This is a genomic window from Stenotrophomonas sp. YJH_SMC_73 (assembly GCF_059370155.1).
On sequence record NZ_JCAFTJ010000010.1, the window covers coordinates 124,900 to 136,744 of the forward strand.

Consider the following 11,845-nt stretch of genomic DNA (forward strand, 5'->3'; position numbering starts at 1 on the left):
GGATAGCACTGGGGTCAGAGCCCGCCTTGCGGGATCCGACCCCAGTAGATTGCCTCAACCGCGCAGTTCGGCCAGCTGTGCCTGCAGCTCGGCCACGGCCGCTTCCAGCTGGGCCACGCGCTCGGCCAGGCCCGGTTCGGCCGCATCGCTGCTGCCGCTGCTGCTGGCGTACTTCGCCGCCAGCGCCGCGCCATCCACTTCACCGCACAGCAGGTGCATGTAGCGGTCTTCGCGCTGGCCACTGGCACGCGGCAGCACCACCAGCAGGGCACGCTGCTGCAGGCGCTCGATGGCATGGCGGGCTTCGTCGGTGTCGGCGAAGCGGTGCAGGCGCTCGCTGCGCGTGACCAGCTCGCCCAGCGTCTGTGGACCGCGCAGCAGCAGCAGCGCCAGCAGCACGGTCTGCTGCCGGGTCAGGTCCAGCGCGGCCTGCAGGCGGTGTTCGTAGCGATCGGCGCGCGAGGAGAAGTGCTGGCGGGCCAGGCCCAACGCCTCCAGCTGGCGCAGCGCGTGCTGCACGCTGCCAGCGTCCACGTTCATCACCGGCTCGCGCGCGGTCTTCTGGTTGGCCGCCGATTGGGCCGCGTTGACCGTCAGCGGGTAGGTGTCCGGGGTGGTCGCCTCCTTCTCCACCAGGCAGCCCAGCAGGCGGGCCTGCACGGCGTCGAGCAGGGGGACGTCAGGGGTCTGGGCGGAATCGGTCATGGCGGCCTCCTGAAGGGCAACGGGTCAACCGCCAAGCATAGCCGTCCCGGGGCCGGCTTTGCCGGTAAAATGCGCCGGTATATCTGATTGCCGGTGAATCCATGCGTCGTCCCGTTTCCCTGTCCCTGACCCTGCTCGCCACTGCGGCGCTGGGCCTGTCCGCCTGCAAGCGCGTGGAGGCGCCCGCCGCCGAAGCCGCGGCCCCGCAGGCGCCCGCTGCCGCCGCCAAGGCCGACGGCGCGCTCGATGCCACCGCCAACGACAACCTCAACGCAGTGCTGTGGATGCAGCGCGCGCAGGAGTACAGGGCGATCACCGAGCAGACCTACCGCGCCGCCGCCGACCACCTGGATGCGGCGTTGAAGGAAGCCCACTGGGATGCGCTGGTGCCGGAAGAGCGCGGCAACGACGCCAAGGGCCTGAAGCCGGCCGTGGTGCTGGACGTGGACGAGACCGTGCTGGACAACTCGCCCTACCAGGCGCGCCTGGTGCGCGATGGCAAGGAATACGACGAACTGACCTGGGACCAGTGGGTAGCCGAAAAGAAGGCCAAGGCGATCCCGGGCGTGGTCGACTTCGCCAAGGCCGCCAATGCCAAGGGCGTGACCCTGCTCTACATCTCCAACCGCGCCGTGCACCTGAAGGACGCGACCCTGGCCAACCTGCGCGAGCAGGGCCTGCCGGTGGCCGACGACAGCGTGTTCCTTGGCCTGGGCACGGTGGTGCCGGGCTGCGAGCAGGCCGGCAGCGAGAAGAACTGCCGCCGCCGCCTGGCAGGGCAGAAGTACCGCGTGCTGATGCAGTTCGGTGACCAGCTGGGTGACTTCGTCGAAGTGACCGCCAACACCAACGACGGCCGTGACGCGCTGCTGCAGCATTACCACGACTGGTTCGGCGAGCGCTGGTGGATGCTGCCGAACCCGACCTACGGCGGTTTCGAGCCGGCGCAGTTCAACAACGACTACAGCCAGTCGCGCCAGGCCCGCCACGACGCCAAGCGCGCCGCCCTGGACTACGCCCCGTGAGCCGCGCACCGCTGCCGTTGCGCGCCGATGAGCGCCTGATCTTCGCGCTGGACGTGCCTGATCGCGTGCAGGCACTGGACTGGGTCGATCGCCTTGGTGACAGCGTGGCGTTCTACAAGATCGGCATGGAACTGCTCGCCTCCGGCGAGTACTTCCAGGTGCTGGATGAGCTGGCCCGCCGCGACAAGCGCGTGTTCGTCGACCTGAAGTTCTTCGACATCCCGGCGACCGCTGCAGCGGTGATCAAGCGCCTGTCGCAGTGGCCGGTCAGCTACGCCACCATCCATGGGTGGCACCCGGCGATGATGGAGGCCTGCGCGGCCGCCAACAGCAGCGACATGCGCCTGCTGGCGGTGACCGTGCTGACCTCGATGGGGCGCGCCGATCTGGCGCAGATGGGCGTCGACCGCGAGCCGGTGGACGTGGTGGTCGAACGCGCGTTGGCCGCCCAGGCAGCGGGCGTCGATGGCGTGATCGCCTCGGGCCAGGAGGCTGCACCGATCCGTGCCGCGACCGGTAGCGGGTTCTCGATCGTCTGTCCGGGCATCCGTCCCGGTGGTCCGGTTGGCGATGACCAGAAGCGCACCGTTGGCGTGGCCCAGGCCTTCGCCGATGGCGCCGACGCCATCGTGGTCGGACGCCCGATCCGCCTGGCGGCTGATCCGCAGGCCGCTGCGCAGGCAATCCAGCAGGAAATCGCGTCGGCTCTGGCTGCACGCTGAGCCCACCGCTGACGCCGGTCACGCCGGCACCACGAACGCCATTCCGATCCATGCGGGATGGCGTTCGCAATTGTTGGCCTGCGACTGTCGCAGGCAGCGCATTGCACCGAAACTGTGCGCGCGTTCGCGCTGCAGGCTTCATCCCTGCTTCCCAATCGATGCACCGGCACGGACCGCGGCCGCGCCGGTTCCAACCATTGATAGAGGAGTACAGGGATATGTATCGCAGCACCTCTTTGTTCATCGGCCTGTTGTTGGCCGCGTCCGCCGTACCCGCCTTCGCTGCGCCACAGGTGCGCGAAGCATCGCGCATCATCGGCGGTGAAGCAGCGCCGGCTGGCGAGTACCCGTTCATGGTCAGCATCCAGGGCATCTTCGACGGCGATTCGGATCATGACCGCCACTTCTGCGGGGGCACCCTCATCTCGCCTTCGTGGGTGCTGACCGCCGCGCACTGCATGCAGGGGGAAGCGCCGGGCGGCATCGCCGTCGTCGGCAACGCCGCGGCCCTGTCCACCGAAGCCTCGCCCCGCGCCTCCAACGTCAAGGCGATCCACGTCCATCCGGCATTCAACAGCGGCAACTCGCTGGAGCACGACGTGGCCCTGATCCAGCTCAACGCCCCCCTGGACGGTGCACAGCCGGTGGCGCTGCGGCTGCGGCCCGACGCCAGTTATCTCAAGCCGGGCCGCGAATTCACCGTGATCGGCTGGGGCGACACCGACATCGGCGATGGCCGGGTCTACCCGATCCAGCTGCAGACCGTGCAGGTGCCGTTCGTGGCATTCGATGAATGCCAGCAGGCCTACGGTGGGGAACTGTCGCGCGGCAAGGTGATCTGCGCCGGCCGCGAGGGCATCGACAGCTGCCAGGGGGACTCCGGCGGGCCGCTGCTGCTGCGCCTGCGTGAAGGCTGGACCCAGTTCGGCATCGTCAGCTGGGGCGAGGGCTGCGCGCTGGCCGGCTATCCGGGGATTTATGCCCGAATCGCCGAAAAACACGCCGTAGATTTCATTGAATCCGTCTGGCAGCACGATTGATTCAATAAAATCAAATACATACATGGCATTACGTGAAGTGTTGCCTTAACTTGAAGGGCAGCGTAGGATCGCCGCCATCCGGTCCTCGGACCGGACATGTGCCACAACACTGTCCTCCGGCCCCGTGCCGGTTTGAAGAGCCTGTGATCCCCGTGATCCGGGCTCTTTTTTTATCCCGCTGGTGGTTCTGGGGTCAGATCCCTTCTGCCTGCCGGCAGAAGGGATCTGACCCCCTTGGTTGGAAACGTGACCGCACGGCTTGCCGCTGTCACGTCGCAGGCCGCAAGATGCGGGCCGGTCCGGGGAGTCCGAGTGCATGAGCGTGGCGGTGCGAGGAAGGTCTGCGCGTGGATGGGGGCTGGCGGCCATGCTGCTGCTGGCCGTTGCGGCATGCCGCGAGTCTGTGAACGATCCGGCCAGGCCGGCGGCCGAACCGGTGGCTGCGGTGCAGGCGATGGCGTTGCGCCTGGCCGAAGATGATCTGGTCGGCTACGCAAAGCTGTCGGTACCGCCAGGCCAGTATCAGCGGCTGCAGCAGGCCTGGGCGGAGGGACACAGCCAGTGGCCGCTGACCGAGCTGCCGCTGGGGGACCAGCTGCTGCCGATGCTGGCCGCGCTGCGCAAGCCCGATGCCAGCACCGAACTGCAGCGCAGCTTCGACCGCCAGCTGGCCGGCCAGGCCAGCGCCGTGCGCCAGGCCGCGCAGTCGATGGGCAATTTCGGGGTGCAGTACCTGCGCCATCAGAAGGGCTACACGCCCGGCCAGCAGGCCCATTACATCGCCCTGGTCGAAACCCTTGCTGTCTGGGCGCAGGGCGCGCCGATCAGTGACCGCGCCCGTGCACGCAGCACCATCGCCGCGCTGGTCGGCGCGGCCGGCAAGGTCGGCTTCGATGACGAGGCTGGCCTGCAGGCGGCTGGCATGGAGGGCAGCCTGCAGCAGCTGGCGCCGTTCATCCACACCCTCAAGGCGGTGCTTGGCAGCTACGGGCTGGGCGTGGATGACGCGCTTCGCAGCGTACGGGGCGAGCTGCTCTCGGTGGAAGGCGACAATGCGCTGGTACGCCTGCACTACGACCTGGCCGGCCGCGAGATGAGCCTGCAGCTGCCACTGAGCCGGCGCGAGGGCCACTGGTACCTGACCCGTACCCTGGCCGACACCGACGCGCTGCTGCGCAAGGCCGACGCGGCCCGCGCGGCCGCGTCGCCGGCAGCCGCTGAAGCCCCCGCCGAAGGTGGGGAAGCGGCAACGCCGCCGCCTAAGCCATAATGGCGCCGATGTCGAAACAGAACCCGCTGCCGTTCCCCGGCGAAGAATCCCAGTCGACGCCCGCCGATACGGTGCCGGCGTCCCCCTCGACCGGTACCGGCCCGAACCCGGTACCGCCGCCCGCGCACGCGCGTCCGGCCGGCCGCCGCCCGCTGTGGGCTCGCCTGCTCGGCCGTCTGGTCGAGCCGTGGCTGTCGCTGAAGATCGAACCGGAAGACCCGGGCCAGTACAACGATGGCCGCCCGGTCATGTACGTGCTGGAAGACTACGGCCTGTCCAACGCGCTGATCCTGGACAAGGCCTGCCGCCAGGCGGGCCTGCCGTCGCCGCTGGTGCCGCTGGCCGGTGACCCGACCGGCCGCAAGCGCGCCTACCTGGCGCTGTCGCGGCGCAGCTCCAGCAACTCGCTGATTCCCGAGCAGCGCGGCGCCAAGACCCACTCCGACTCGCTGGCCAAGGTCCTGCAGGCGCACCGCGTGCGCGATGACCTGGACGTGCACCTGGTGCCGGTGTCGATCTTCGTCGGCCGCGCCCCGGACAAGCAGAGCGGTTGGTTCGCGGTGCTGTTCTCGGAAAACTGGGCACTGGTCGGCCGCTTCCGTCGCCTGCTGGCGGTGCTGCTCAACGGCCGCAGCACCATCGTCCGCTTCGCCCCGCCGATCTCCCTGCGCAACACCGTGGATGAAGGCCTGGAGCCGGAGCGCACGGTGCGCAAGCTGCAGCGCGTGCTGCGTACGCACTTCCGACGCATCCGTGAATCGGTGATCGGCCCCGACCTGTCGACCCGGCGCCTGCTGGTGGACCAGGTGCTGGCCGCCGAGCCGGTACGCGAAGCGATCGCCGCACAGGCCAAGCGCGACAACTCAAAGCCGGCCGATGCCTGGAAGAAGGCACACGCCTACGCCTGGGAAATCGCTGCGGACTATTCCAGCCCGGTAGTGCGCTCGGCCAGCTTCATGCTCAGCCACGTGTGGAACCGCATCTATGCGGGCGTGCTGGTGCACCACCTGGACAAGTTCAAGGCCGCCGCGCCGGGGCACGAAGTGGTCTACGTGCCCAGCCACCGCAGCCACATGGACTACCTGCTGCTGTCCTACCTGCTGTACGACCGTGGCATCGTGCCGCCGCACATCGTGGCCGGCATCAACCTGAACCTGCCGGTGGTCGGCACCCTGCTGCGCAAGGGCGGTGCATTCTTCATCCGCCGCTCGATCCGTGGCAACGCGCTGTACTCGGCGGTGCTCAGCGAATACGTCGCGCAGCTGGTGGCCGGCGGCTACTCGCTGGAGTACTTCGTCGAAGGCGGCCGCTCGCGTACCGGCCGGCTGCTGCAGCCCAAGGGCGGCATGATCTCGATGACGCTGCGCGCGTTCCTGCGCCAGCCGCGCAAGCCGGTGCTGTTCCAGCCCATCTACATCGGCTACGAGAAGCTGATGGAAGGCGGCAGCTACCTGGACGAACTGTCCGGCCGGCCGAAGGAGAAGGAATCGATCTGGTCGCTGCTGTGGGGCATCCCCAAGGTGCTCAAGCAGAACTACGGCCAGGTGGTGGTGAACTTCGGCGAGCCGATCGCGCTGAACGACGTGCTGGCCGAGAAGGCGCCGGAGTGGAAGGGCGAGGCGGTGTCCGAGGACGAAAAGCCTGCCTGGCTGTCGACCACGGTGGACACGCTGGCCGAACGCATCCAGGTGCGCATCAATGGCGCCGCCGACGTCAACCCGATCAACCTGCTGGCGCTGGCCCTGCTGTCCACGCCGAAGCACGCGATGGGCGAGGCCGACCTGATCGCGCAGATCGAACTGTGCAAGACCCTGCTGGTCGAGATGCCGTACTCGGACCGGGTGACGGTGACGCCGCACTCGCCGGAGCGGATCATCGCCCACGCCGAGGAGATCAACGTCCTCACCCGCATCAAGCACCCGCTGGGCGATGTGCTCAGCGTCAGCGGCGACACCGCAGTGCTGCTGAGCTACTTCCGCAACAACGTGGTGCACCTGTTCACCGCCTCGTCGTGGGTGGCCTGCTGCTTCCAGAACAACCGCCGCATGAGCCGCACCGGCCTGGTCCAGCTGGGCCGTACGGTGTACCCGTTCCTCCAGGCCGAGCTGTTCCTGCCGTGGAGCGAGGACGAGTTCGCCCAGCGCATCGACCGGACCATCGATGTGTTCGTGCGCGAGGGCCTGCTGCAGAACGTCAACGATGACGACGGCGGCATCCTGGCGCGCAACACCGGGCAGACCGACGAGGTGTTCCGCCTGCGCGCGATCGGCCATTCGCTGCAGCAGGCGTTCGAGCGCTATTACATTGCCATCTCGGTGCTGGTGAAGAACGGCCCCGGCGTGCTCGGCGCTGCCGAGCTGGAAAGCCTGTGCCAGCAGGCCGCGCAGCGGCTGAGCCTGCTCTATGCGCCGGCCGCGCCGGAGTTCTTCGACAAGTCCCTGTTCCGTGGCTTCATCCAGAAGCTGCGCGAACTGCGCCTGGTGTGGCCGGACGAGAACAGCAAGCTGCTGTTCGACGAGCGCCTGGATGCCTGGGCCAAGGATGCCAAGTTCATCCTGGGCCGTGAGCTGCGCCACACCATCGAACGGGTCAGCCCGGAAGCGGCCCGCCCGGACGAGCCTGCGCCGCAGGATTGAAGGCAGCGCCGGGTCCTGCCCGGCGAACGGCATGCCAACCAAGGTTGGCATCTACCGGGGCGAAGCAGTAGGTCCACGCCATGCGTGGATGGGCCACCGCTCAGGCCGGCTCGTCGGGAATCTGCAGGCTTTCCAGCCTGGCGATGCAGTCCTTCAGCTGCAGCTTGCGCCGCTTCAGGCGCTTGGACTCCAGCTCGTCCTCGCCGTTGGCGGCCATGCGGGTGATCTGTTCATCCAGCAGGCGGTGCTCGGCGCGCAGGGCGACGAGGCGCTCGACGATCTCGGCGGGGCTGTAGGTGTCCACAGCCTCCGAGCATACACAGCGATGATGACCGCCGGGAGAGGGGAATCCCGATCCCCGGCCGGGGCGGCTCCGAGCCGTTAGAATGGAACCCATGAGTGCCGTGATTTCCCTTCCCGATCCCCCACCGCGCGCCGCCCGCGATCCGCGCGTGGCCGAGCGCGAGCAGCACAAGCTGGCCAAGCGCCTGCGCCGCCAGGTCGGCGAGGCGATTGCCGACTTCGGCATGATCGAGGCCGGCGACAAGGTCATGGTGTGCCTGTCCGGCGGCAAGGACAGCTACACCCTGCTGGACGTGCTGCTGCAGCTGCAGAAGAAGGCGCCAGTGCCGTTCGAGCTGGTGGCGGTGAACCTGGACCAGAAGCAGCCGGACTTCCCCGAGCACGTGCTGCCGGAATACCTGGCAGGCCTGGGCGTGCCGTACCACATCATCGAGCAGGACACCTATTCGGTGGTCAGCCGGGTCATCCCGGAGGGCAAGACCATGTGTTCGCTGTGCTCGCGCCTGCGTCGTGGCGCGCTGTACAACTACGCCGAGACCCACGGCTTCACCAAGATCGCGCTGGGCCACCACCGCGACGACATGGTGGCCACGTTCTTCATGAACCTGTTCCACCACGCCAAGCTGTCGGGCATGCCGCCGAAGCTGCGCAGCGACGACGGCAGGCACGTGGTGATCCGGCCGCTGGCCTACGTGCGCGAGAGTGACATCGTCGAGTACGCGCAGGCACGCCGGTTCCCGATCATTCCCTGCAACCTGTGCGGCAGCCAGGAGAACCTGCAGCGCCGCCAGGTCGGCCTGATGCTGAAGCAATGGGAAAAGGACCACCCGGGCCGCATCGAGCAGATCGCGCGCGCCATGGGTGAAGTCCGGCCCTCGCAGCTGGCCGACACCACCCTGTTCGACTTCATGGCGCTGGGCCGTCGCGACGACGCGCCGCTGCCCGACGCCCATGCCTGGCTGGCCGGCTCCCCGGCCGACGCCGACGCAGATCCCGAGACGCCCACCGTTTAAGGTCGGGCGCCCTTCCTCTTCGCCATCCGGAATTCCATGTTCTTTCGCAACCTGACGTTCTTCCGTTTCCCGACCACCACCGATTTTTCCGAAGTCGACACCCTGCTGCCGCACGCCCTGCTGAAGCCGGTCGGCGCGCTGGAAATGAATTCGCGCGGCTTCATCTCGCCGTTCGGCCGCGAGGAGAAGGAACTGCTCTCCCACCGCATCGCCGAACACCTGTGGCTGACCGTGGGCGGCGAGGACAAGATCCTGCCGGCGGCGGTGGTCAACGACCTGCTCGAGCGCAAGCTGGAGGAGATCGAGGAGAAGGAAGGCCGCCGCCCGGGTGGCCGCGAGCGCAAGCGGATGAAGGACGACCTGCTGCATGAACTGCTGCCGCGCGCCTTCGTGAAGTCCTCGCGCAATGATGCCTTCATCGACCTGCAGCACGGCTACGTGGCGGTGGATACCTCCAGCCGCAAGACCGGCGAGTACTTCATGTCCGACATCCGCGGCCTGCTCGGCAGCTTCCCGGCGATGCCGCTGAACGCCGAAGTCGCACCGCGTTCGATCCTGACCGGCTGGATCGCCGGCGAGCCGCTGCCGACCGGGCTGAGCCTGGGCGAAGAGTGCGAGATGAAGGATCCGGTGGAAGGCGGCGCCGTGGTCAAGTGCCAGCACCAGGAACTGCGCTGCGACGAGATCGACAAGCACCTGGACGCCGGCAAGCAGGTGACCAAGCTGGCGCTGATCTTCGAGGACAACCTGTCCTTCGTGATCGGCGACGACCTGATCGTGCGCAAGCTGAAGTTCCTCGACGGCGCACTGGACCAGCTGGAGCATGCCGACGAAGACGGCCGCCGCGCCGAGTTCGACGCCCGCTTCGCCCTGCAGAGCGCCGAGATCCGCCGCCTGTTCCTGTTGCTGGAAGAAGCGTTCAAGCTCAGCAAGGCTGACTGAACAGGCACCCTGTGGGCCGCCGGTCATCCGGCGGCCCGAAGCAGCGCTATGCTGGGCGCATGAGCCGTCTGCTGCGCCGCCTGATCAGCCCGACCCCGCCCGCTACCGTGCAGCGCGACACCGTTCGCCTGCGCCTGGAGGATGCCGAGATCGAGGTGCTGCGCGTGCGCGATCCGCGCGCGCGCCGGATCAAGCTGAGCGTGGACGAGCGCGGCGCACGGTTGACGCTGCCGCCGCGGGCCAGCCTGGTGATGGGCGAGCGATTCCTGGAACAGCACCGCGACTGGTTGGCGCTGCAGCTGCGCCAGTACCAGAGCCAGGGCCTGCCCGCCCCGTTGCAGCCGGGCGAGGACGGCGTGCTGCCACTGCGCGGCGACCTGTTGCCGCTGCGCTGGCAGGAAGGCCGCTATGCGCGGCTGGAGATCGACGAACACGGCGCCTGCGTGCAGTGGCCGACCCGTGCCGGCGATGCCACCCTGCGCCGCCTGCTGCGCGAGTTCTACGAAGCACAGACCCGCGCCGATGTCGGCCGCTGGCTGCCGAAGTACCTGCCCACCCTGCCACGTGCACCCAGCCGCCTGCGGCTGAAGGTGATGTCTTCGCAGTGGGGCTCGCTGGCGCCGGACGGCAGCATGGCACTGGACCTGGCACTGGTGCTGGGGCGCCCTGAAGCATTCGAGTATGTGCTGGTGCACGAACTCTGCCACCTGATCCAGCCGAATCATTCGCCCGCGTTCTGGCACGAAGTGGAACAACGTTTCCCCGCGTGGCGCGAGCAGCGCGACTACTTCCAGCTGGAAGGGCGCAGGCTGAAGGCGATGCTTCGCCAGCTGCTGTAGAGCTGAGCCGATGCTCGGCTGACGCGCGTGGCGCGGATATCCAGCCCTCGCGATCGACAGCAGCCGAGCATGGCTCGGCTCTACAAAAGCGCGCGCAGCGCGCGACCCGCTCCTGCTCTCCCTTCTTTCTTCCGTGATGGGCACACAGGAAACTGTCCGTGGCCGGGCGGGGTGGGTTGCGCAGGAGCGTGAGCCGCATGGATGCGGCGACCGAGCTTGCAAGGACGTACTTGCAGCGACCCCTGCGCAATCCACCCCGCCCGGCAGAGCACGGCTTCTGATTTGAACGACCCACCACGAGGGGCTCAGCCGTTGGCCGAAACCCTCACCCCGCCCGCAACGCCGCCGCTGCCGCCCAGCGTGCCGCCACCCGCGGCGCCGTGATGCACACCGCCTGGTCGGTCACCGTCGTCACCGCGCGCTCCAGCAGCTGGATATCGGCCTCGTGCTGGCGTGCCACATGCGGGTCCTCGAAGAAGATCGCGCGCTGGCAGCGCCCCTCCAGCACCCGGTCGGCAATCTGTGCATCGCCGCCCATCGGGCCACTCTGGTAACGCGTCACCCACGGCGTATCGCTGGGCCAACCCCGGCTCCAGGCCAGCTCGTTCAAGCGCTGCCCGGTGGTGCCCGTCGCAACGCGTTGGCCAAACCGGGCCAGCACATCGAAGTGTTCATCGGCGAAGGCCAGCATCGCCGGCTTCATCGCATCATGCGCGATCAGCGCCAGCGTCTGCCCCTGGAAGGCATGCAGGTCGTCGGCACCGGTGTCGGCAGCCAGCCCGGCGTGGATGCGCTCCACCTCGATCCAGTCGCGTGCAGTGGCCACGGTTGAAATGAACGGCTTGCCGTGGATCACGCACTGCCGCTTGAGCGCGGTTGCTTCCGGAAACACCGAGGACGGATCGACCGGGTCGATCAGGTAGATCGCACCGTCCAGTGTCCGCTCCGGCCCCATGCCGACCACTTCGGCCACCAGCTTCATCAGGCCCCCCTCGCGCCCGTAGGGATACCGGTGCAGGCCGCCGTAGCCGGCCAGGAATCCCTGCCGTTCGATCGCATCGTGGGTGCGCCCGACCGCATGCAGTGACGCCCCCAGTTCGCGCAGGCCTGCCTCGCTGGCACGCAGCCAGCGGAACAGCGCCGCGCGCGCATCGTGGTGATGGAGACGGTTGGCGGCCAGGCCGATACGCATCGAGCGCTCCGTAGGACGGGTAGAAGCGGCAGTGTATGTCGGCATTCGCCGATGCGGATGCTTTTCCAATTTTTCTCATTGTCGCGGAAGCCTGCCTCGCTAGCGTGGCTGGCAGCGGTACCGCTGCGCGGCCGTGGTTCCTGCCCGCGAAATGAGGA

The 11,845-nt window shown here is 68.1% G+C and carries 11 protein-coding genes; 8 read left to right on the top strand and 3 right to left on the bottom strand.

Translation table 11 applies throughout. The features are described 5' to 3' along the window. Window positions 1–54 precede the first annotated feature (54 nt). Complete coding sequence (locus AC5P8R_RS16415) at window positions 55–705, bottom strand: YceH family protein (protein WP_445978593.1); 651 nt, start codon at window positions 703–705, stop codon at window positions 55–57. A 101-nt stretch (window positions 706–806) separates the two neighbouring features. Here AC5P8R_RS16415 and AC5P8R_RS16420 point away from each other — a divergent pair, with 101 nt between their 5' ends. The 5 genes from AC5P8R_RS16420 (at window position 807) to plsB (ending at window position 7,398) form a co-directional block, all read left to right on the top strand. Beyond that, window positions 807–1,730, top strand: coding sequence for a 5'-nucleotidase, lipoprotein e(P4) family (locus tag AC5P8R_RS16420; RefSeq protein ID WP_495223635.1), 924 nt, complete (start codon window positions 807–809; stop codon window positions 1,728–1,730). After that, complete coding sequence (gene pyrF, locus AC5P8R_RS16425; protein WP_014645451.1) at window positions 1,727–2,452, top strand: orotidine-5'-phosphate decarboxylase; 726 nt, start codon at window positions 1,727–1,729, stop codon at window positions 2,450–2,452. Before AC5P8R_RS16420 ends, pyrF begins: the two co-directional genes overlap by 4 nt. Before the next feature lie 218 nt (window positions 2,453–2,670). Then, window positions 2,671–3,492 (top strand): S1 family peptidase, encoded by an 822-nt coding sequence (locus AC5P8R_RS16430; protein WP_495223636.1) that lies wholly within the window; start codon window positions 2,671–2,673, stop codon window positions 3,490–3,492. A gap of 316 nt (window positions 3,493–3,808) precedes the next feature. After that, window positions 3,809–4,762 (top strand): hypothetical protein, encoded by a 954-nt coding sequence (locus tag AC5P8R_RS16435; protein ID WP_014645453.1) that lies wholly within the window; start codon window positions 3,809–3,811, stop codon window positions 4,760–4,762. After that, on the top strand, window positions 4,762–7,398 hold the full coding sequence (plsB, locus tag AC5P8R_RS16440) for a glycerol-3-phosphate 1-O-acyltransferase PlsB (RefSeq protein WP_032962379.1): 2,637 nt from the start codon (window positions 4,762–4,764) through the stop codon (window positions 7,396–7,398). The genes AC5P8R_RS16435 and plsB overlap by 1 nt, the downstream gene beginning before the upstream one ends. 100 nt (window positions 7,399–7,498) lie before the next feature. Here the strand turns inward: plsB and AC5P8R_RS16445 are convergent, their stop codons facing one another. Further along, complete coding sequence (locus AC5P8R_RS16445) at window positions 7,499–7,702, bottom strand: YdcH family protein (protein WP_032962381.1); 204 nt, start codon at window positions 7,700–7,702, stop codon at window positions 7,499–7,501. A 91-nt stretch (window positions 7,703–7,793) separates the two neighbouring features. Between AC5P8R_RS16445 and ttcA the strand changes: the two genes are divergently transcribed. Genes ttcA through AC5P8R_RS16460 form a run of 3 tightly spaced genes read left to right on the top strand, consistent with a single transcriptional unit; the run spans window position 7,794 to window position 10,495 of the window. Continuing rightward, window positions 7,794–8,714 carry a tRNA 2-thiocytidine(32) synthetase TtcA gene (gene ttcA, locus AC5P8R_RS16450; RefSeq protein ID WP_032962383.1) on the top strand — a complete coding sequence of 307 codons (921 nt, stop codon included), beginning with the start codon at window positions 7,794–7,796 and terminating at the stop codon, window positions 8,712–8,714. 36 nt (window positions 8,715–8,750) lie between these two features. Beyond that, window positions 8,751–9,656 (top strand): recombination-associated protein RdgC, encoded by a 906-nt coding sequence (locus AC5P8R_RS16455; protein WP_005411825.1) that lies wholly within the window; start codon window positions 8,751–8,753, stop codon window positions 9,654–9,656. A gap of 59 nt (window positions 9,657–9,715) precedes the next feature. Continuing rightward, complete coding sequence (locus AC5P8R_RS16460; protein WP_032962385.1) at window positions 9,716–10,495, top strand: M48 family metallopeptidase; 780 nt, start codon at window positions 9,716–9,718, stop codon at window positions 10,493–10,495. Between the two features lie 325 nt (window positions 10,496–10,820). Here AC5P8R_RS16460 and AC5P8R_RS16465 read toward each other — a convergent pair whose 3' ends face one another. After that, on the bottom strand, window positions 10,821–11,687 hold the full coding sequence (locus tag AC5P8R_RS16465; RefSeq protein WP_197621083.1) for a methylglyoxal synthase: 867 nt from the start codon (window positions 11,685–11,687) through the stop codon (window positions 10,821–10,823). Window positions 11,688–11,845: the final 158 nt, after the last annotated feature.